Origin of the sequence: Streptomyces sp. NPDC021212, from assembly GCF_044332925.1 — a bacterium.
Lineage (GTDB): Bacteria > Actinomycetota > Actinomycetes > Streptomycetales > Streptomycetaceae > Streptomyces.
Genome location: NZ_JBIRPZ010000008.1, coordinates 213,070 through 233,309 on the forward strand (window position 1 = coordinate 213,070; position 20,240 = coordinate 233,309).

Annotated in this window: 22 protein-coding genes; 3 read left to right on the forward strand and 19 right to left on the reverse strand. The window is 71.0% G+C overall.

Annotation, left to right across the window (positions count from 1 at the left end):
• From ACH4SI_RS22750 to ACH4SI_RS22765, 4 genes are read right to left on the reverse strand one after another with little or no spacing between them, the layout of a single operon-like run.
• Nucleotides 1-456 carry a phage tail protein gene (locus ACH4SI_RS22750; protein ID WP_009720918.1) on the reverse strand — a complete coding sequence of 152 codons (456 nt, stop codon included), beginning with the start codon at nucleotides 454-456 and terminating at the stop codon, nucleotides 1-3.
• 38 nt (nucleotides 457-494) lie between these two features.
• A complete protein-coding gene (locus tag ACH4SI_RS22755) occupies nucleotides 495-2,741 on the reverse strand; it encodes a phage tail sheath family protein (protein WP_398298331.1) in 2,247 nt (748 codons plus the stop codon).
• Between the two features lie 10 nt (nucleotides 2,742-2,751).
• Nucleotides 2,752-3,477, reverse strand: a complete 726-nt coding sequence (locus ACH4SI_RS22760) for a carboxypeptidase regulatory-like domain-containing protein (protein WP_398298333.1) — start codon at nucleotides 3,475-3,477, stop codon at nucleotides 2,752-2,754.
• Nucleotides 3,474-4,052 (reverse strand): DUF4255 domain-containing protein, encoded by a 579-nt coding sequence (locus tag ACH4SI_RS22765; RefSeq protein ID WP_398298335.1) that lies wholly within the window; start codon nucleotides 4,050-4,052, stop codon nucleotides 3,474-3,476. The genes ACH4SI_RS22760 and ACH4SI_RS22765 overlap by 4 nt, the downstream gene beginning before the upstream one ends.
• Nucleotides 4,053-4,255: 203 nt before the next feature.
• Here ACH4SI_RS22765 and ACH4SI_RS22770 point away from each other — a divergent pair, with 203 nt between their 5' ends.
• A complete protein-coding gene (locus ACH4SI_RS22770) occupies nucleotides 4,256-4,453 on the forward strand; it encodes a hypothetical protein (protein ID WP_398298337.1) in 198 nt (65 codons plus the stop codon).
• Nucleotides 4,454-4,743: 290 nt separating this feature from the next.
• Complete coding sequence (locus tag ACH4SI_RS22775) at nucleotides 4,744-5,433, forward strand: BTAD domain-containing putative transcriptional regulator (RefSeq protein ID WP_398298339.1); 690 nt, start codon at nucleotides 4,744-4,746, stop codon at nucleotides 5,431-5,433.
• Nucleotides 5,434-5,446: 13 nt separating this feature from the next.
• Here the strand turns inward: ACH4SI_RS22775 and ACH4SI_RS22780 are convergent, their stop codons facing one another.
• Nucleotides 5,447-5,926 carry a hypothetical protein gene (locus ACH4SI_RS22780; protein WP_398298341.1) on the reverse strand — a complete coding sequence of 160 codons (480 nt, stop codon included), beginning with the start codon at nucleotides 5,924-5,926 and terminating at the stop codon, nucleotides 5,447-5,449.
• A gap of 333 nt (nucleotides 5,927-6,259) precedes the next feature.
• Entirely contained in the window at nucleotides 6,260-6,895 is a 636-nt protein-coding gene (locus tag ACH4SI_RS22785) for a hypothetical protein (protein ID WP_398298343.1), read from the reverse strand.
• Nucleotides 6,896-7,005: 110 nt separating this feature from the next.
• On the opposite strand from ACH4SI_RS22785, the gene ACH4SI_RS22790 reads away from it, so the two are divergent.
• Nucleotides 7,006-8,517 carry a serine/threonine-protein kinase gene (locus tag ACH4SI_RS22790; protein ID WP_398298345.1) on the forward strand — a complete coding sequence of 504 codons (1,512 nt, stop codon included), beginning with the start codon at nucleotides 7,006-7,008 and terminating at the stop codon, nucleotides 8,515-8,517.
• Between the two features lie 24 nt (nucleotides 8,518-8,541).
• On the opposite strand, the gene ACH4SI_RS22795 is transcribed toward ACH4SI_RS22790, so the two are convergent.
• The 13 genes from ACH4SI_RS22795 to ACH4SI_RS22855 form a co-directional block, all read right to left on the reverse strand.
• The gene (locus tag ACH4SI_RS22795) at nucleotides 8,542-9,582 is read right to left on the reverse strand and encodes an MBL fold metallo-hydrolase (RefSeq protein ID WP_398298347.1); all 1,041 of its coding nucleotides are present in this window, start codon (nucleotides 9,580-9,582) and stop codon (nucleotides 8,542-8,544) included.
• A gap of 78 nt (nucleotides 9,583-9,660) precedes the next feature.
• Nucleotides 9,661-11,178 carry a class I adenylate-forming enzyme family protein gene (locus ACH4SI_RS22800; protein WP_398298348.1) on the reverse strand — a complete coding sequence of 506 codons (1,518 nt, stop codon included), beginning with the start codon at nucleotides 11,176-11,178 and terminating at the stop codon, nucleotides 9,661-9,663.
• A gap of 12 nt (nucleotides 11,179-11,190) precedes the next feature.
• Nucleotides 11,191-11,511: an EthD family reductase gene (locus tag ACH4SI_RS22805; protein WP_398298350.1), complete on the reverse strand. Its 321-nt coding sequence runs from the start codon at nucleotides 11,509-11,511 to the stop codon at nucleotides 11,191-11,193.
• A 59-nt stretch (nucleotides 11,512-11,570) separates the two neighbouring features.
• Entirely contained in the window at nucleotides 11,571-11,948 is a 378-nt protein-coding gene (locus ACH4SI_RS22810; RefSeq protein ID WP_398298352.1) for a hypothetical protein, read from the reverse strand.
• Complete coding sequence (locus ACH4SI_RS22815) at nucleotides 11,945-12,313, reverse strand: nuclear transport factor 2 family protein (RefSeq protein WP_398298354.1); 369 nt, start codon at nucleotides 12,311-12,313, stop codon at nucleotides 11,945-11,947. Before ACH4SI_RS22815 ends, ACH4SI_RS22810 begins: the two co-directional genes overlap by 4 nt.
• Nucleotides 12,314-12,513: 200 nt before the next feature.
• Nucleotides 12,514-13,137 (reverse strand): TetR/AcrR family transcriptional regulator, encoded by a 624-nt coding sequence (locus ACH4SI_RS22820; RefSeq protein WP_398298356.1) that lies wholly within the window; start codon nucleotides 13,135-13,137, stop codon nucleotides 12,514-12,516.
• A gap of 100 nt (nucleotides 13,138-13,237) precedes the next feature.
• Entirely contained in the window at nucleotides 13,238-14,386 is a 1,149-nt protein-coding gene (locus tag ACH4SI_RS22825; RefSeq protein WP_398298358.1) for an acetyl-CoA C-acetyltransferase, read from the reverse strand.
• A gap of 29 nt (nucleotides 14,387-14,415) precedes the next feature.
• Entirely contained in the window at nucleotides 14,416-15,207 is a 792-nt protein-coding gene (locus ACH4SI_RS22830; protein WP_398298360.1) for an enoyl-CoA hydratase/isomerase family protein, read from the reverse strand.
• Nucleotides 15,204-15,983 (reverse strand): SDR family NAD(P)-dependent oxidoreductase, encoded by a 780-nt coding sequence (locus ACH4SI_RS22835; protein ID WP_398298362.1) that lies wholly within the window; start codon nucleotides 15,981-15,983, stop codon nucleotides 15,204-15,206. The genes ACH4SI_RS22830 and ACH4SI_RS22835 overlap by 4 nt, the downstream gene beginning before the upstream one ends.
• Nucleotides 15,980-16,756, reverse strand: coding sequence for an SDR family oxidoreductase (locus ACH4SI_RS22840; RefSeq protein WP_398298364.1), 777 nt, complete (start codon nucleotides 16,754-16,756; stop codon nucleotides 15,980-15,982). The genes ACH4SI_RS22835 and ACH4SI_RS22840 overlap by 4 nt, the downstream gene beginning before the upstream one ends.
• Nucleotides 16,753-18,015 (reverse strand): acyl-CoA dehydrogenase family protein, encoded by a 1,263-nt coding sequence (locus ACH4SI_RS22845; RefSeq protein WP_398298366.1) that lies wholly within the window; start codon nucleotides 18,013-18,015, stop codon nucleotides 16,753-16,755. Before ACH4SI_RS22845 ends, ACH4SI_RS22840 begins: the two co-directional genes overlap by 4 nt.
• A 25-nt stretch (nucleotides 18,016-18,040) precedes the next feature.
• Nucleotides 18,041-19,015, reverse strand: a complete 975-nt coding sequence (locus tag ACH4SI_RS22850; protein WP_398298368.1) for a phosphotransferase family protein — start codon at nucleotides 19,013-19,015, stop codon at nucleotides 18,041-18,043.
• Entirely contained in the window at nucleotides 19,012-20,214 is a 1,203-nt protein-coding gene (locus tag ACH4SI_RS22855; protein WP_398298370.1) for an acyl-CoA dehydrogenase family protein, read from the reverse strand. Before ACH4SI_RS22855 ends, ACH4SI_RS22850 begins: the two co-directional genes overlap by 4 nt.
• Nucleotides 20,215-20,240: the final 26 nt, after the last annotated feature.

Below are 20,240 nucleotides of genomic sequence, written 5' to 3' on the forward strand. Positions count from 1 at the left end.
TCAGGCGTCGATCTCCAGCTTCTCGACCGCCAGGACCAGGGTCTCCATGGCGATCTCGTTCTTGGTGGCGCTGAGCGTCGGGCCGGTGTATTTGGTCGGCCAGCCGCGGTCGAAGTTCCAGCGCATGGCCTCCTGGCGGTTCTCGTCCAGCAGCACGATCGACCCGGAGGTGCGCCGCACCTTGCCGTTGAGCGCTTCGACGACCCAGTTCCAGAAGCCGACGTGGCCGGTGATGCCGCGCTTGAAGGTGAGGTTGGTGAACTTCTTCAGCCCCGGGATCTTGCGGACGGTGATGTCCTCGCTCCCGGTGCGGTACTCGATCGGCGGAACCTCCAGCTCCAGCCCGCTCACCTCGGTGAAGGACCCGCTCACCGCGACCCCGTCGTCGCTGACGTTGGTGACGATGATCTGGAAGTTGTAGGACGCGTACGGATCGTCCCTGGTAACGGGCGGCATGGTGGCCTCTCTTCAGTCCTCGGTCCTCGGTCGGGCACTCAGGCGAGTTGGGTCTCGCGGGTCTTCTGCTGGATCCGGAAGATCACGAACTCCGCCGGGAAGACCGGCGCGACGCCGATGACGCAGATGAGCCGGCCGTTGGCCAGGTCGTCCTCCGTCATCGTGGTGCGGTCGCAGGCGACGAAGAACGCCTCGTCGGCGGTCGTCCCGGCGAGCGCGCCGCTGCGCCAGACGGTGGTGAGGAAGTTGGTGACGGTCTGACGGACCAGGGCCCACAGCGCCTCGTCGTTCGGCTCGAACACCACCCACTGGGTGCCCTCGTCGATCGACTCCTCCAGGTAGAGGAAGAGCCGCCGGACATTGATGTACTTCCAGGAGCTGTCCGAGGAGAGCGTGCGCGCGCCCCACACCCGGTGGCCCATCCCGGGGAAGAACCGCAGCGCGTTGATGCCCTTGGGGTTGAGCAGGTCCTGATGGCGCTTGGTGATGTCCTGGGCGATGCCGTCGGTCAGCCGGATGCCCCGGATGACCGCGTTCGCCGGTGCCTTGTGCACGCCGCGCTCCACGTCCGTGCGTGCGTAGATCCCGGCCATGTGGCCGGACGGCGGCACCTCGGTGTCGCGGCCCGTCGACGGGTCGCGGGTGACGAGCCACGGGTGGTACAGCGCCGCGTACTTGGTGTCGAACGGCTCGCGGAAGGCCAGGATGCCCTCGGTGTCCAGGCCGTCCTGCGGATCGAGGATCGCGAACCGGTCCTTGAGCAGTTCGCAGTGGGTGACCAGGGCCGATTCGACCGTCCCCGACCACATCCCGGGCACCGCGCAGACGGCCACCTCGTCGATGTCCTCCAGCGCGGCGATCCCGGTGCGCTTGCCGCTGCCGCCGTCCTCGCCGACGAAGTCGGCGACGCTCAGGCTTCCGTAGGCGTCGTCGCCGTCCGCCAGGGTCAGCCAGGATCCGACCGCGGGCAGGGGGAACTTCTGCGGGTCGGTGGACAGCGCCGTCGCCCGCACCAGCTTCGAGCGGCCGGCCAGGGTGGTCACCAGGTTCGTCGGGGAGTCGCCGGTGAGCCGGAGGTTGCGGTACGTCTCCGACACCACGGCCCCGGACGGGTCGGTGAACCGGGCGTCGACCTGTACCTCGGCCAGGTGCAGCCGGTCGGTTTCGTACAGCGTCCCGGGCACGTCGTCGTCGAGGGTGACGACATCGTCGGCGACCGACTGGACGGTGCGGATGGTCAGGTTGGTGCCGTTGTCGAGCTGTACGAGGGCGCCCTCGTACAGCCGGCTCGCCCCGCCGACCCTCAGCTTCGGACCTGCCGAGATGTTGCCCCGGCGCACGCGGCGCACCATCAGCCCCTTGCGCCACGCCTCATGTGACGTGCCGGACGGCAGGGTCAGCGTGACCTTCCCGTCCGCGGGCTGGCCCACCTGGGCCTGGAACCGGTCGGATCCAATCTGCACCCAGACGTCGGTGTCGGGCTCGATCCCGGTCCGCGCGGTGACCTCGACCGTCTCGTCGTCCGCGTCGGCGTCCGTGGCCAGCTGCGTGACGAACAGCGCGCCCTCCTGTGGATCCGGCAGCACCGGCAGCGTGGCCCCGACCATCGGCTGGACGCGCACCTGGACGCCGCTGCCCCACGAGCCGGGGCTGACGGCGGCGAACTCCAGCGTCTGTTCGTCGCTGCGCGTCCCGATCTGCACGTAGTCGCCGCGGGCCGTCCTGACCTCCGCGGGCAGCGCGGCGTCCAGTTCGATCCGGTGGGCGGTCACGTCGTAGGCGGCGACACCGGCGCTGAGGATCTCCTGCTGGTCGTCGCCGCGGAAGATCTTGATCGGCTCGCCGACGCCGGTGAACCCGATCAGGTGGCCAAGCTCCAGGCGGGTGGCGCCCTTGGCGGCATCACCGACGATCGGGCTCACCCGGCCGTGGCCCAGAACGCCCGAGGCCGGTGTCGCCTGCTTGCTGGCGACCCGCTTGATGTACAGGCGCTGGCCGCCGTTGTCGAAGAAGCCCTTGACCGCCAGCGGGAACAGCCACCAGCGGCCGCCTTCGGCGGGATCGCCCGCCCAGGTGTCCCGGATGAGGGGGTCCGGCTCGGGGACGAAGCCACCGAACGTGTTCTGGAACTCGAGGAAGTTGGTGACCAGCTTGGGTTTGCCTGTGTACGGGCCGCGTAGGGTGACGCCGACCATACCGGCCGTACTGGTGCTCACCCCCGCGATCGGCCGTGGGCCCGCATCGATCTCCTCGACGTAGACCCCGGGGCTCAGATACTCCGCCATGGACGGCTCCTTAACTCTCGCGGATCTCAATGACGTGCCGGCGCTCGATGTCCTGCGGCAGCCGCACGACCAGCGATCCGGATCTGCCCGGCCGCTCGGTGGCCCGCAGGCGGAAGGTCTCCTCGACGGCGTGCTCACCGGCCTTCTCGCCCTCCCACCGCAGGGCCAGCCGGAAGGCGCCCGTGGCGTCGGACAGGGTGCGCTCGTGCCATGGCGTCAGGTCCCGGCCGGTCCGCCCCTCGGCCTCCACCAGCACATTGGCGATCGGCTCGGCGGTGGCCGCGTCGACCACGGCGCCGTGCACCGTGCGCACACCCGGCGGATAGGGGAAGGAGACGCCCGGCAGCAGCCGGACCAGCCGGGGTTCGGCCGCCACCGCCGGCGGGTGGGTGTCGTCGTACGGGTGCACCAGGAACTCGACGCCCACCAGATCGGCCGAGAACGGCTGCCCGTCGGCCGGGTACAGCGGTTGGTAGCCGGCGGCCGCGAACCGGGCGCGGTGGCGCCGCGGCCGGGCCGCCCAGGGCTCGGCGCACCGGCCAAGCCCCGGATAGGCGAAGGCGGCGCTGGGCGTGCGCACCGCCGCGTCGTCCAGCGGCAGCCAGGCGCCGTCCTCGAACCGGTCCAGCTGGACCGTCACCCCGGCACCGCGCACCCGCCGGGCGTAGTCGTCGAACGGGATGAACCAGGCGGGGCTGTGGAGGGTGGAGCGTTCCAGCGGCTGGAAGCGGCTCATGGCGTCGCCGCCCCGCTGATGACCCGGCTGTGCACCGGGCGGACCGGCGTCTCGATGGCGGAGTCCAGGTTGACGACGCGGACCTCGTAGTTCAGCGACAGCCGGTACGGCTTCTGGATCGCGTACCAGACCCAGGATTTCTGGTCCAGGGTGAGCGGGGTGAGGCTGAGGTGCAGCGAGTCGGTGCTCGCCGCCAGGCTGCCGGACAGCTGTGTGCCGTCCAGGATCGCATCGTCGTAGAACGTCTGCATCGCCCGGCCGAGCATCCGGTGCTGGGTCTCCTGGTCGCCGCCCCAGGGGGTGATCAGATAGCGCAGCAGCAGAGCCATCGGCGGCTTGCGGGTGGCCGGCGGGTCGGGTGGTTGGGAGCGCACCGGTGGCCGGTTGCGCGATGTCGGGTCCTCGGCGATTTCGTAAAGGAACACGGTGAGTTTCGGCGGCGGTGTCTGCACCGTCTCGGAAAGATCGTTGAGTTCCGCGATCGGCGGTTCCACCTGGCTGAGCCCGCGCAGGGACTGGGTCAGGGTCTCCACGATGACCGTCGAGACGTCGGCGATGACGCCGAAGTCACCCATGCGAATCCTCCCCGCGCTCCGCACCCGAAAGCGTGTACCGACGCCCGAAAGCGTGCCTCGACGAGGATGCCGGGCCCGGCGTGGCGCAATCGCGATTCACCCATCACACGAGCGTCACCAGCCCGTTTCCGTCGCACGACGATGACGTCGGCGGTCACGCGCCGACAACGCCGAGGTGACACCGATAGGCATATTTTCCTTCCATGGAAATCCACTCAGAGCAGGCCGGCGTCCTGATCCTCCGAGTGTGGGTGGAAGAGGGAAGGCCGGATGGCTTCCGGGCCCGCATTGTGCGGACGGGCGGCCGGCACCAGGCGCCGCCGACCGCGGTGAGCGCGGTCGACGATGTGCTCGCCAGTGTGCGCGCCTGGCTCGATCAGTTACTCGAATCCGACGGGTGACGTTTCCGCGACGCCCCGGTGATGCCCGGCAACTTAGCGTTCCGTTACCGAAGGGCAGGGCGCACGATCATGAATTGCTCGTAACATGGCTGGGCAGTATCCCGATTGCCGGTATGGGATCTTTATGGGATCTTTCACTGAAGCCGATATCGCCCGGGGGGCCGATGAGCGCAGAAGGCCACGTCATAACGTTGAGGCTGCTCAAAGGCTTCGCGCTATCGGTTGATCACAAACGGGTTCCCCTTTCTTCCAGCGCCCAACGCCTCCTCGCGTTCCTCGCCCTCCAGGACATGCCGCGCACCCGAACGTATGTGGCCGGAATGCTGTGGCCCGACGTTACGGCGTCCCGCGCCAACGCCAACCTCAGATCGTCTTTGTGGCGCGCGACCCGAACGGGACATCAGGTCATCGACGCGTCCACACAGGAACTGGCGATCGCCAAACACATCGACGTGGACATTCATGCGGCGGCGACGCGCGCGCACCAGCTGCTCGACATGTCGTGCCATTGCGACGACATCCTCACCGCCCGGACGCGTGCGGACCTGTCGTCCGATCTGTTACCCGAGTGGTCGGAGAACGAGTGGGTGCTGGTCGAGCAGGAGCAGTACCACGAACTCCGGCTGTACGCCCTGGAGGCGATGACCGAGCGGCTGACGGCGGCGGGCCGCCACGGCGAGGCCGTCGCTTCCGGGCTGGCCGCCGTCCGCGCGGAACCCCTGCGGGAGAGCGCGCACCGCGTGCTGATCACCGCACATCTGGCCGCCGGCAACAGGGGTGCGGCGCTGCGGCAGTTCGAGCAGTGCCGCCGGGTGCTGCTCGACGAACTGGGCCTTGAGCCCTCCCAGGCGCTGCGAAGCCTGGTGCCGTGCCATCCGCCTCACCCGTCCGCCCCCGAGGAGGCGCCCCAACAGGCCCGGCGCGTCGTCGTCCGCCACGCGGCGAGCGACGTCCTGGTCGACGGCGCGGGCGGAAGGTAGCCCGGGGCACAGCTCAGCCCAGCCCGTCCCGGTGGGACCAACGGGGCTCACCGGGGCTGTCGTACGGCTGCGGGGGCTCCCTCCTGGGCTCGCTGCGGGTGGCGCCGCGCGCGGCCCGCATGTGGTCGCAGGCCCGGGAGCCGGGGCCGAACTCGATGCCGGTGGCGGCCGCGAGTGCCGCGAAGAAGCTCTCGCCGAACTCCGACTGCTTGGTGGTCGTCCAGGTGTATGTCTCGCAGTCGCGCAGGGCCCGCATCATCATGCGGCTCCCGTAGCCCCGGCGCTGCCATCGCTCGGCGACCCGGATCTTCCTGACCAGGCCCCTCCTGCACGTGTCGCACACCTGCCAGGTGAGCCGGGCGAAGTCCTCCCCGTCCGGCTCCTGGCTCACCCGCAGCTGCCGGCATCCTGCCGGGACGCCGGGCGGGGTGTACATCCAGACCTCCCCCTCCTCCGTGGAGCGCCCGGGCTCGCGCCCGCGTAACGCAGCCACCAGGCGGCCCCATAAACCGGCCCGCTCACCGCCCGCCATCAGCGGCCGTTCTCGTCGGCGGTGCCGAATCTGTGCGCGCCCTCCACGGCTTGCCCTCTCAACGTCCCCACGCCCCTTCGTCCTCATCCCGGCCGGCCCCGGAGGACCGGCGGAGCCAGCCTGCCCCACCCGGGGCCGCCCGGACAGGTCTCAACCCGTCGACACGCGGTGCGGGTTGGTGCTGCACCATCGTTCCGGACGCCGTCTCCCCGAACGCCCGGGCGCTGATCGCACCCAAGTTCGACCGTGATCGAGGGTGAGGAGCCGTTTACCGTGTGCGTCGGCGCCTGCGGCTCACGGTGTGCCCCGGGGGCTCACATCGACGCAGATCCAGTCGTACTCGCCGTAATGCAGCAGCTCAGCGCCTTCGAAGAGGGTCACCGTGGAATCGCCGTACTCCCAGACCACGCCCCGCTCGGCTTCCAGCGCCTCGTCCGGCGGCCGCGGCACCGGTTCGCCCAGCCGCGCGCGCAGTAGTTCCTCGGCCGCCCGGAAGCCGGATGCCCAGTCGTCCTCGGTGGCCTCCGGCTGCCACCGCCATCCGGTGAACGCGTCGAACTCCCAGACCTCCTCCGGGGGCAGCGGCTCCCCCTCCAGGTCGGTCACCTCGAACGCGCCGTACGCCAGGGGCATCAGCACGCCACGGTCCTCCAGGCATCCGGGGTGGGCACACGTCACCTCCGCCCCTCCCTCCTCGCAGCCGGGATGGTTGCCGAGCCACAGGTGCCAGCCCTGGTCCTGTCCCTCCCCTTCCTCGCCGGGCGGGGGCCAAGTCTCCATCTCCGGGATGACGGGCTCGCCGCCGGGCCCGGACAGATGCCAGCCGTTGCGCACGAAAAGGTCCTCATAGGCCGGGTACGTCCAGGTCAGCCCGGCGAACTGCAGGACACGGCCAAGCCACTGGCCGTCTGCCGGAGTCATCATCGCCATGCGCGGACAGTACTCGCCACGCGGGGAGGGCCCCAGGGGCAGGCGCACTCGCGCCGGTTATCGTATCGAGGCACAACGAGCACGGGCAGGGCGGAACGAAGAGGGATGCGGTGTCGGACAAGGGGCGGCTGGTCGCCAGGCGGTACCGGCTGACCGAGCGGATCGGCAGCGGTGGCATGGGGACGGTGTGGCGGGCCGAGGACGATGTTCTGGGCCGCCAGGTGGCGCTCAAACGGATCCACGCTCCGCGCCATCTCTCCGACGACGAACTCGCCACGCTGTACGAGCGCACCCGCCGCGAGGCGCGGAGCGCCGCCCGCATCACCCACCCCAACGTGGTCGTCGTCCATGACGTCGTGGACGACGACGAGGGGCTGCCGTGCATCGTCATGGAGTACGTGCCGTCCACCACCCTCGGCGCGCTGCTCAAGGAGCGCGGTACCGTCCCGCCCCAGGAGGCGGCGCGGATCGGCCGGGGCATGGTCGCCGCGCTCCGGGCCGCGCACGCGGCCGGGGTGCTGCACCGGGACGTCAAGCCCGGCAATGTGCTGCTCAGCGACGCCGACGACAGGATCGTCCTCACCGACTTCGGCATCGCGGTGACCAGCGGAACGTCGACGCTGACCCGGACCGGCGAGATGATCGGCTCCATCGAGTACATGGCGCCGGAGCGCGTCAGGGGCCGCAAGCCCGGCCCCTTCTCGGACCTCTGGGCGCTGGGCGCGACGCTCTACCAAGCGGTGGAAGGGCAGCCGCCGTTCCGGCGGGACACGGCGATCGAGACGGCCTACGCCAACGCCGTCGACCCGCTGCCGCCCATGCGGCACGCCGGACCGCTGGCACCGCTGATCGAGGCGCTGCTGGCCAAGGAGCCCGACGAGCGGCCGTCGGCGGAGGAGACGGAGCGGGAGCTGCGGGCCGTGGCGGCGGAGGCGCCGACCCGGGCCCGGGCCCCCCGGCAGGAAGCCCCCGACACGCCCGCCGCTCCGCCGCCGGCCGGGGCAGTGGCCACTCCTGGGCGCACCGGCGGCAGCCGTCGTCAGCGGCACCGCGTCATGTGGAGCGCCGTGGCGGTGGCGCTCACGACGGTGGCCGCGGCCGGTGCCTTCTCCCTGTGGCCGGACGACGGCGGGCAGCGGGACGGTGACAAGGCGAAGGCCCCTGCCACCGCTCCCCCGCCCGTACCCCGCGGCTACCACCTGGTGGAGGAGAAGAAGCTCGGCGTCTCCTTCCCCGTACCGAACAGGTGGAAGCTGAGCGGCCGAACGAACGACGGAGTCAAGTACATCGACCCCTCCGGCCTGGTCGAGATCACTATCGGCATGGTGGACCCCGCCGGTCCGACACCCGTGGCGCACTTCCGGGACATCGAGGCGAACACGAAGAAGAACTACGACGTGGTCCGCCGACTGCGCCTGGACCGCACCACCTTCCGGGGACAGCCCGCGGCGATCTGGGAGTGCACGTTCGTCGGCAGAGTGCGCACGTTCCGCGCCATCGACCTCGGCTTCGGGCGGGAGGGCGGCAAGGAGTACGACGTCTACCTCTCGGCGCCCGACGAGCAATGGGGCACTTACCGCCCCATCTTCGACAAGGTGAAGCAGGGCTTGCGCACCCACTGACCGCGTGCCCGCTGACTGGGCTCATCACCGCACGCGCGTGTACCGGTTCACGCCGTCGGCGAACGCCACCGTCACCTGCCCGCGGAGCACGAGGACGTCCAGGTGCGCGGCGGTCTCGTTGACCGCGAGCATCTGGTTGAAGGCACTCAGGCTCCCGAACGGCACCGCACGGCGCGTCCAGGCGAGCCCCCGCGCCACCGCGTGGGCGTCGAGGGTGTCCTCGCCCAGCGCGGCCAGGCTCCCGGCCAGCCGGTCGTCGTGGTGGGCGAGCAGTTCGGCGACCCGGGTGTGGGCGCTGTCGGTGACCGGCCCGTGGGCGGGCAGCAGGTGGGCGTCGGCGTAGCGGGTCATCAGCCGCAGCGAGTCCAGGTAGTCGGCGAGCGGACGGCCACCCGGTTCGGCCAGTTCGAAGCCGATGGAGGGGGTGATGTGCGGCAGGACGTGGTCCCCGGAGAACAGCAGTCCGCGCTGCTCGTCCAGGAAGACCACATGGCCCTTGGTGTGCCCCGGGGTGGGGACGACACGCAGCGCGCGGTCGCCGAAGCGGAGGGTTTCGGCACCGAGCCAGCGATCGGGGGCCTCCCACACAGTGGGGTCGTAGCCGCCGTGGTCCATCGCCTCGATGTGGTCGGCGAGTTCCCCGGCTCCCGCCTCGCGCAGCGTGCGCAGCGAGCCGACGGGCTGGTCGCTGCGCAGCCGGTCGAGCATCTCCAGTCCCGGGCGTTCCCCCGAGCCGAGGTAGACGCGTGAGCCCAGCAGCCTGCGCAGTTCCACGGCGTGGGTGTAGTGGTCGCGATGGATGTGGGTGACCAGGATGTGGCTGATGTCGCCGGGGTCGCGGTCGATGGCGGCCAGCGCCTCTTCGAGCGCCTTGCGGGCCTCGGGGATCGCCCAGCCGCCGTCGATCATGACGATGCCGCCGTCGTCGTCCAGGTCCTCCAGGAGGTAGACGTTCACGGCGTGCAGGCCGTCATTGGGCAGCGGCAGGGGCACGCGGTGCACCCCGGGCTGTACGGTCTGGATTCCGGCCGCCGCCCACGGGCCCTGGTCGAACCGCGCTGTCATGATCCTCCTCGTCGATGTCCTGCCCGGATCACGCCGGATGGCGTGCCGCGTCGGCAGACGCTCACGGATGCGCCCCTCTCAGGGCCGGTCGGCCTCGCGGGCACGCAGCGTGACGGCCAGGTCCCGGGCCCCGCCCCGGTCGAGCTTGCCGACCTTCGTCTGGGGCAACTCGTCGGTACCGTACACGTATTCGGGCCATTTGGTCTTGGACAGTCCGATGCTCTCCAGGTGGCCGGTCATCTCGGCCAGGTCGACGGGCCGGCCGTCCGTGGTGACGACGAGCAGTGCCACGCGTTCGCCGAGGACGTCGTCGGGGACCGGCACCACGCAGGCCCGGGCCACACGCGGGTGGCCTGCGACCGCGCGCTCGATCTCGGTGATGCCGATGTTGCGGCCGCCGCGGATGATGATGTCCTTCTCGCGTCCCATGATGGTGAGGGTGCCGTCCTCGTGGGTGGTCAGCAGATCGCCGGTGGGCAGATACCCGTCCTCCGTCAGGTCCGGGGGAACGGCCCTCCCGTCGCCGGCATAGCCGAGGAAGAGGGACGGACCGCGCACCTGCGCCCGGCCGGTCACACCTGGGCCGGCCACCTGGCCGTCGGGGGTGAGCGCGCGCACGTCCGTGCCCGGGAAGGGGCGGCCGTCTCTGCCGAGCCGGATCTCCTCGGGATCGCCGGGACTCGGTGAGGTGTGGCCGAGGCATTCGGACATGCCGAAGACCCGCAGGATCTTTGTTCCGAGCGACTGCTCGGCCCGGGCCAGGGCCACGCGGTCCATGGGCCCGCCGCCAACGGTGATCGACCGGACACCCCTGAGGATTGCGGAGCCGGCCGCCTCGTCGCCCATCTGCAGCGCCATGGTCGGTACGCACATGGTCCAGCGGACACCGGCGTCGGCCATCCGCCGCAGCGCGAGAGCCCTGTCCCACTTCCCCGTCATGACGAGCGGCCCGCGCAGCAGCAGCGAGAGATAGACGCCGAAGCAGTACGCGGCCGTCGACGACAGCGGGACGATCGCGGCGACGGCCTCGCCCGGCGCCAGGCCGTTGACGGCGATGGTGGTCGCGGCGGCATAGCGCAGGGCCTCCTCGGACTGTACGACGCCTTTGGGCCGTCCGGTCGACCCGGAGGTCAGGCCGATCAGGACGCCACCCGACCACCGGGACACCGCACGTTTGTCCGGTGTGGCCAGGCATGTCCAGCCGTCGAGCACGGTCCGCGCCGGGCCCGGCAGCAGTGTCGACACCGCCCACTCGTCGATCGCCGAGGGCTCGGCGATGACGGCGTCGGGGCGGATGTCCTCCCAGGCGGCGGCGAATTCGGCCCGGGTGGTGTGCCGGTTGACCAGCGCGATGACCCCGCCGTCCCCGCCGCTGAGCCCCGCGGCCAGGGTGGCGGCGACGGTGCGCCATGAGTTGTCCGCCTGGATCAGGACGGTGCCGACGGCTCCGTCGGCCGTGCCTGCGGACAGTGCCCCGGCCAGCCGTACGGCCTCGTCGAGGAGCTGCCGGGCCGTATGACTGCCCGTGTCGTCGATGACGGCAACGAAGTCGCCCTCGGCGACCTGCTGTTGGAACTCCCGCACTACCTGTCGCATCTCGTCCCCTCCTCAGGCGGCGAACAGCTCCGCCTCGTGCCCCATGACCGCGATACGGCGGCCCTTCATGTCGCCCACCTGGGCGACGGCTGCGGCCCATTCGGGACTCGCGAGGGCCTTCTTCAGGTCCTCGGGGGAGTCGAAGCCGAGGACGGAGATGCCGTCCCAGCCCTCGGAGCGCGGCTCCAGGGCGGCGTCGATCTCGGTGTGCCGCCAGCTGCGCAGTCCGGGCAGGTGGCAGGTCAGCTCCGCGTGGTCGCCGCGCCACCACTTGATGAACTGCTCGTGTGTCCACTCCGGGGGCCGGGCTGCCAGCAGGACGAGGTTGTACATGACGGTCCTCCGCACGTGGTCGCTTCCATGAACGCGGTCGTTGGGTGAGGCATGCGTGGTCAGGTGAAGCGGATCTCGGACGAGCGCCCGATCAGCAGGCGCTGCAGCCGGCCTTCGCCGTTCACTCGCCCGGCGGCGACGAAGCTCGCCTCGGGGACGCCCGCGCGCCGTACCTCGCCCAGGAAGAATTCGTCCCTCCCGAGCGTGGTCGCCGCGAGCCGGTGGTGGGTGCGGGTGCCCTTCTCGCGCTGTTCCAGGTAGCCGACCAGGGCGGCGCGGCCTCCGGCGAAGTCGGTGGCGTCGCCGCCGCCGGTGGAGAACAGGATGGACAGCGAGAAGTCGTCGCTGATCAGGTCGAGGATCCGGGACGGCTCGTCCCCGTCGAGGATCTCGAACCACGCGGTGAGGAACGGGGCCGCCGCCGGGGCGCCCGTCATGCCCGGCTCCTGTCCTCGGCCCAGTCGATCAGTTGGAAGGAGGTGGTGAAAAAGGCCTGGTAGCGTGCTATGAGTCCGCCGGGCGAGAGCACCGCGCCCGAGTGGAAGGAGCCCATGTACCGCCCGCTCTCGGTCACGACTCCGTACACGGTCTCCAGGTCGCCGTCCCGGCTGTGGCGCAGGATCTCGTGCGTCCGGTCCACGGGGTTTCGGCCGCCGATGTACGCGGCGAAGTCTTCCCTGGAGGTGCCGGTGACCTCCTTGCCCGGCAGGGCTATGAGGAACCGGAAATCGGGTTCCAGCAGTTCGAGCGTCTGTTCCGGATGCCGGCTGTCCATACCGGCGAAATACGCGCGCAACGCCATGAGGGGGACCTTTCGATTGGCGGGACGAGCGCCCCGGGATCCGGGACCTTCTCGACTCCCCAGATCAACCTGAGTTCAGTTCAATTCATTCTGGATGGTAATCCCGGTGAAACACGGCTGACAAGAGCCTGTACGGACCCGAAAACGGCCCCCGGCGGATGGTCCGCCGGGGGCCGCAGAAAGCGGATTCGCTCAGGCCGTCACGAGGCGACCATCCGCACGCAGGCGCCCTCGATCAGCTCGCTGATATCGGACAGTGGCGTCGGCCCCGACGGCCGGTACCACCGCCAGACGCTGACGATCAGGCCGAGCACGCCCGCACCCAGCAGCTGTGCGTCCCGGAGCGGGAAGGCGCCCTGGGACATGCCCCGGACCAGCAGGTTCGTCCAGTCCCGCTCGACGAGTTGGACCAGCCGGCGGGCCTCGACGCGCTCGGCCTCCTCCCGCTTGGACTTGCGCGGGCCGGAGAGCAGGTCCATGTGGTTGTGCAGGATACGCATCTGCAGAACCTCGTGGTCGGAGACGTCATACGCCGCGCGCACGGCCGCCCGCAGGGCCTCGACCGGGTCCGTGACGTCCGCGGTCGCCTCCGTGAACTTGTCGTGGGAACGCTGGAGCTCCAACCGCATGATGGTGAGCAGACAGTGGGTCTTGGACTCGAAGTAGTGGTACAGCGCCGTCTGCCCGATCCCGACCCGCTCCGCCACGGTGGACCACTTGGTGGCCTCGAAGCCCGTCTCGCCGAAGCGGTCGACGGCGGCCGCCAGAATGGCAGCTCGCTTGGACCTCGGTCCTGCTTCCGGTTCAACGATCCTCGTCGCCATCACTCGTCTCCTGGCTGCAGCCCGCCTATCGTCCGTACCTGAGAGTAGCCCCAACCTGAACTCAGTTGCCAATCGGCTGGAAGAACCGGCACGAACGTGCTCAGACGCGCTCCAGCACGGTCGCGTTCGCCATGCCGCCGCCCTCGCACATCGTCTGCAGGCCATAGCGTCCTTCGGTCCTGCGCAGTTGGTGGACGAGCGTGGTCATGAGCCGGGCGCCGGTGGCGCCGAGCGGATGTCCGAGCGCGATGGCGCCGCCGAAGGCGTTGACCCGCTCCGGGGCGGGGCCGATTTCCTTCTGCCAGGCGAGGACGACCGAGGCGAAGGCCTCGTTGATCTCCACCAGGTCGATGTCCTCGACCGAGAGCCCGGCCTTGCCGAGAACCTTCTCGGTGGCGGGGATCGGGCCGGTCAGCATGTGGATCGGATCGGAGCCGACGACGGCCATGGTGTGCACGCGTGCGAGCGGGGTCAGACCGTGGCGGCGCACCGCCTCCTCGGAGGCGATCAAGAGGGCGGCGGCGCCGTCGCTGATCTGGCTGGAGACGGCGGCGGTCAGTCGGCCGTCCTCGGTGAGGGTCTTCAGACCGGCCATCTTCTCCAGAGTGCTGTCGGCACGCGGGCCCTCGTCGGCGGTCAGTCCGAAGGCCGGGCTGATCTCGTCGTCGAAGACACCGCCTGCCTGGGCGGCGAGGGCCCGCTGGTGGCTGGTGAGCGCGAAGTCCTCCATGTCCGCCCGGGAGATGCCCCACTTTTCCGCGATCAGTTCGGCGCCGCGGAACTGTGACACCTCCTGGTCGCCGAAGTTCTCGCGCCAGCCGTCCCCCGCGTACGGGCTGCCGAGGCCCGCCTGTTCTCCGACGTACATGGGGCTGGCAATGGGCACCAGGCTCATCACCTCCACCCCGCCGGCGACCACCAGGTCGGCGGCACCGGAGCCGACCGCCTGGGCCGCGAAGTGCACGGCCTGCTGGGAGGAACCGCACTGGCGGTCGATGGTGGTGCCGGGCACGTGCTGCGGCAGCCCCGCGGACAGCCATGCGGTGCGGGCGACGTTGCCGGTCTGGGCGCCGATCTGGCCGACGCACCCGAAGTACACGTCGTCGACGGCATCCGGGTCGGCGCCGGTACGCTCCAGCAGAACACGCAGCACATGGGCGCCGAGGTCGGCGGGGTGCACACCGCTGAGCGCGCCCTTGCGGCGGCCGACGGGGGTGCGGACGGCTCCGACGATGAAGGCTTCGGACATGACGGACTCCATGGTTCGGGGTAGAGGGTTCAGGCGCTGGGGGCGGCGCGCGTGAAGTCGGGCGCCCGCTTGCCGAGGAAGGCGGCGACGCCCTCCCGGCCCGCGGCGGAGGTGGCCGCGGCGGCGATCGTGTGGGCTTCCCGGTCCAGGTGCGCGCCGAGGTCGGCGGTCAGCCCGGCGGCGACGAGCCGGCGGATGGCGCCGAACGCGGCGGTGGGCCCGCGGCGCAGCGCCTCGGCCGTGCGCGCGGCCTCTTCGGTCAGCTCGCCGGGGGTGACGACCCGGCTCACCAGGCCGATGCCCGCGGCTTCGGCCGCCGTGACGCGGCGGTTGGTCAGCAGCAGGTCCAGGGCCCGCTTGGGGCCGATCAGACGGGGCAGGAACCAGCTGACACCGGCGTCCGGCGTGTAGCCGATGCCGGTGTACGCGGCGGTGAAGGACGCGGTGTCGGCGGCGAGCGTCACATCGGCGGACGCGGCCAGGCCGAGCCCCGCGCCCGCGACGGCGCCCTGTACGGCGGCCACCACGGGCGCGTCGCTCGCCGCGAACGTGCGCAGCGCGTCATGGAGCAGGTCGGTCACCGCGGTGAGGTGCTTCTCCAGTGCCTCACCGGAGAGCCGGGAGAACTCCCTGAGGTCGCCGCCGACGCAGAAGGACTTGCCCTCGCCGGTCAGCAGTACCGCCCGTACGCCCTCCGCGGCGCAGGTCCGTGCCGCGTCCAGCAGTCCGCGTGCCATGTCCAGGCCGATGGCGTTGCCCGCCTCGCCGCGGCGCAGGGTGAGGTGGGCCAGACCGTCGTCGATGTCGATGCCGACGCTCATCGCGCGGTCCATCCGCCGTCGACGGTCAGGACCTGTCCGGTGCAGTAGGAGGAGGCGTCCGAGGCGAGGAAGAGCAGCGCGCCGTCGAGTTCATGGCCTTCGCCGCCGCGCCGCAGCAGGGTGTTGCGCTCGACCCAGCGGGCGGAGCGCTCGTCGCCGAAGAGGTCCGCGGTCATCTCGGTGCGAAACCAGCCGGGGGCGAGCGCGTTGACACGGGTACCACTCGCGCCCCACTGTCCGGCCAGCTCCCGGGTCAGCCCGATCAGTCCGGCCTTGGAGGCGGAGTAGCTCGCACCGCCGAGCGGGGCGGCGGTGACCAGGCCGAGGATGGAGGAGACATTGATGACGCTCCGGCCCGGCGCGCCCTCCGCCTCGGGCGCCTCGGCCACGAGCCGTGCCAGGTGGAAGGGGGCGGTGAGGTTGACGCCGAGGACGTCGGCGAAGGCGTCCGGGGATTCGTCCTCGGCACGGGTCTCCCCGGACGTGGCGGCGTTGTTGACCAGGATGTCGATGCGGCCGGTGGCGTCCAGCGCGGTCTCGACGAGCCGCGTCCGGTCCCAGTCCAGCGAGACGTCGCACGCGATGGGGTGGATGCGGTCGCCTCCGTCGGCGAGTTCCTTCAGCCGGTCGATGCGCCGGGCGGCGGCGAACACGGTGGCGCCGGCCTGTGCGAGGACCGCGGCGAAGCGTGCGCCGAGCCCGGCGGAGGCTCCGGTGACCAGGGCGGTCCTGCCCTGGAGGGAGAACAGCTCCGCGGCGGGCCGTGGCGCGCTCATCCCTCCACCCCGATCGGCAGGGCGGTCGCGCCGCCGTCGAGCACCAGGGTCTGGCCGGTCATCCACGAGGAGGCGTCGGAGGCCAGGAACAGTGCCGCGTGGGCCACGTCCTCCACGGTGCCGAGGCGCCGCAGCGGCAGTTTGGCGGTGAGGATCGGTTCGCGTACCTCCCATACCGCCCGCGCCAGTTCCGTCTTGATCAGCCCGGGGGCGATGGCGTTGACGCGGGCGCGCGGCCCGAGTTCGTAGGCGAGCTGCCGGGTCATGTGCAGCATGGCGGCCTTGGTGGCGTTGTAGTAGCCGATGTGCGGATCGACGACGAGTCCGCCGACGGAGGAGATGTTGACCACCGCTCCCCCGTGCTCGGCCATCCAGGCCCGCCAGGCGTACCGGGTCCAGGCGATCATGCCGTACTGGTTGACACGGACGGTCTTCTCCGCGCGCGACAAATCCAGGTCGAGCAGATCGCCGTGGTACGGGTTGGTCGCCGCGTTGTTGACGAGGACGTCGAGGCGGCCGAAGCGGGCCATGGTCTCCTCGACGCAGGTCTCGGCCTGCTCCGGTTCACCGGCGTTGGCCACCACGGTGTGGACGTCGCCGTCGCCCTTGACGCGCAGCAACTCCTCGCGTGCCTCGGCGAGTCCGGCCGGTTTGCGGGCCGCGAGCACCACGTGGGCGCCGGCCGTCCGGTAGGCGGTGGCGATGCCGAGGCCGATGCCGCGGGATCCGCCGGTGATGACGGCCACCTTGCCGTCGAGGCTGTTGGCGCTCACGCCGCTCCCGTCGTTGTGCCGGTCTTCTTCGTGTCGGTCTTCTTCGTGTCGGTCTTCTTCGTGTATTCCGCGAGTTCCAGGCGGGCCACCGTCCGCAGATGCACCTCGTCGGGGCCGTCGGCGATGCGCAGCGCGCGCGTGATGGCGTACAGCCGGGCCAGTACGGTGTCGTCGCTGACGCCCGCCGCACCGTGCGCCTGCACCGCGCGGTCGACCACCTTGTGGGCGACCTCCAGCGCCGCGACCTTGATGGCGGCGACCTCCATGCGGGCGGCGGCGTTGCCGACGGTGTCCATCAGCCAGGCGGACTTGAGGACGAGGAGACGCAGCTGCTCGATCTCGATGCGGCTGCGGGCGATCCACTCCCGGACCACGCCCCGGTCGGCGAGGGGCCCGCCGAAGGCGGTGCGTGTGGTGACGCGCTCGCACATCAGCTGGAGGGCGCGCTCGGCGAATCCCACGGCGCGCATCGCGTAGTGCATCCGGCCCGGGCCGAGCCGTCCCTGGGCGAGCGCGAAGCCCTCGCCCTCGCCGCCGAGGATGTTCGCGGCCGGTACGCGGACGTCTTCGAAGAGCACATCGCCGTGTCCGAGCCGATCGGTGTAGCCGAACATCGGCAGGTCGCGCAGGATCGTGATGCCCGGGGTGTCCCGGGGGATGAGCAGCATGCTCTGCTGTCGGTAGGTGGGCGCCTCCGGGTCCGTCTTGCCCATCAGGATGATGAGCTCGCAGTCGGGGTCGAGGATCCCGGAGGTGTACCACTTGCGGCCGTTGACGACGTAAGCGTCACCGTCGCGGGTGATGCGGGTGCGGATGTTGCGGGCGTCGGAACTGGCGACTTCCGGCTCGGTCATGGCGAAGCACGAGCGGATCTCCGCGTCGAGCAGGGGGCGCAGCCAGCGGTCCTGCTGCTCGGGGGTGCCGTACAGCGCGAGGAGTTCCATGTTGCCGGTGTCGGGCGCCGAGCAGTTGAACACCTCGGGGCCGATGATGGAGCGCCCGGCCAGTTCCATGAGCGGCGCGTATTCGAGGTTGCTGAGCCCCGCGCCCCAGTCGCCGTGCGCCATGAAGAGGTTCCACAACCCCTCGGCACGGGCCTTCTCCTTCAGCCCGGCCATGACCGGCGGCAGGGCGTGCGGGTCGTCCGCTTCGGCCAGCTGCCGGTCGTAGACCGCTTCCGCCGGAAAAACGTGCTCCTCCATGAACGACCGTATGCGGTCCTGGAGTTCACTCGCGCGTGGCGAGAATGCGAAATCCACGCTTGCTCCTGTTCAATGGGGCCGATCAGCCGAGGATGTCGCGCGCGGTGCGGATCATCGCGGCGATGGTGGGCGGCAGGCGCTCCTGGTCCGGGTCGTGGTGCTTGCCCTCGCGGTGGCGGCGCAGGTTGTGGCCCATGATCGCGGCCATCTTCATGCGGCCGAGCGCCCGGAACCAGTCCATCGCGGGCAGGGCGGGCCGGCCGTCACGGTAGGCGTCCAGGAGGTCGGTCTCGCCGGGCAGGCCGGGCACGGGGTGTCCCAGGCGGGGAAAGTTGCGGTGGTCGGCGAAGAGCAGGAACCAGCCGAGGTCGATGCGCGGGTCGCCGACGCTCCAGATCTCCCAGTCCACGACGGCCACGGCCCGCTCGTCCACACACAGTACGTTGCCGAGCCGGAAGTCCCCGTGCAGCAGCACCGGCGGGAGGGCGCCGGGTACGCCATCGGCGAGACGTACCAGCAGCTCCTCCCCGCCGGGCCGCAGTTCGTTGGGAACGGCCCGCAGGGTGCGGCTCCATCGCTCCAGCTCGCCCGAGGGGTCGAGCGGTGCGGGCGCGTCGAGCCCGGGTGCTCCGACATCGGTGGTGTGGAGCCGTCGCAGGACGGAGGCGATCTCCAGCATCCGGGCGCGGGCCGTCGCGGCGGGCACCTCGTGCTCGTCGAGGACCGGCTCGACGGCCTCCCCGGCCGCGAAGTCCATGGCGAACCAGGCGGGCTGGGTTTCGTCGACGGCCACGACGCCCGGTACCGGCACCGTGGACCCGGCCAGCGCGCCCAGTACCCGGGCCTGGCGCAGGACGTCGTTGCGTCCGACGGCCCGCTGCCCGGGCGGCACCGCCTTGACGACGTATCGGGCGTCCCCCGCCGTGACCGAGTACGTCAGCCCGGAGTGGCCGCCCGGCAGCACTGTCAGCTCGCCGATGGCCGCGCCCGGGTGGTGGCGGGCGAGCCGGTCGCGGACCCGGGCGGCCAGCTCCGGCGCTTGCGTGGTTGTGCTCATCGGACGGGCTCCTTGGGCAGGCCGAGGACGCGTTCGGCGAGGATGGTGCGCTGGATCTCGTCGGTGCCACCCGCGATGCTGTAGCCGGGGGCGCCGAGCAGATGCTCCGTCCAGGCGTAGGTGCCCCACTCCCCCGTGTCCGCCACGAGGCTCGGCCCCAGCAGCTCGGACACCAGGTCGCTGGTGCGGCGCATGGTCTCGGTTGCGTACAGCTTGCCGACCGAGGCTTCCGCGCCGGGTTCGCGCCCGGCGACGAGGGCGGCGGTCACCCGCAGTCCGATGAGCCGCTGGACGAGGGTGCGGATGTGGAGGTCGGCGGCCCGCTGCTGTTCGCCGCCGGTGAGGGGGCGCGGCAGGTTCGCGGCGAGGTCCAAGGCCCGGTCGGCGTTGTCGAGGCCGAGGCTGCCGGAGTCGAGCCGTTCGGCGGCCAGCACGCTGAGCGTGACCCGCCAGCCCTCGCCGACCGGCCCGAGCCGGTCGGTGTCGGGCACCCGCACGTCGTCGAGGTAGACCTCGTTGAAGCTGGTGCCGCCGGTCATCTGCCGGATCGGCCGTACGGTGACGCCCGGCGCGTCCATGCGCACCAGGAAGACGGTGATCCCGGCGTGTTTGCGGACGTCCGGATCGGTGCGGCACACCGCGACGCCCCAGGTGGCGACGCGGGCTCCCGAAGTCCATACCTTGTGCCCGGTCAGCACCCAACTGTCGCCCTCGCGTACCGCCCTGGTGCGCACCGCGGCGAGGTCGGAGCCGGCCTCGGTCTCCGAAAACAGCTGGCAGGCCAGTTCGTCGGTGCGCAGCATGGGACGCAGCCAGCGCCGCTTCTGCTCCTCGGTGCCCCAGATGCCGATGGCCGGGGCGACGAGCGCCTGCGTCACGGGGAAGATCTCGGGCCGGTGGGGTACGTCGAAGACGGCCTCTTCGGCGCGGTAGAGCTGCTCGTAGTACGCGGGCAGGTCGCGCCCGCCGTAGTCCTGCGGCCAGTTGAACGCGGACCAGCCCTGGTCGTAGCGGGTGCGTTCCCACTCCTGGACGCGGGCGGTGTGTTCGCGTTCCTGCTCCTCGGTCCAGTTGTCGAACACCGCGACGGAGTCGGAGCCGCTGCCCCACTCCCCGTCGTCGGGGCGGGGCCGGGCCGCACCGGTGAGCCACCGGCGGGCCCGGGCGCGGAACTCCTCGGGTTCCGGGACACCGCTCATCTCTTCTGCCACCTCCGTTCGGCGGA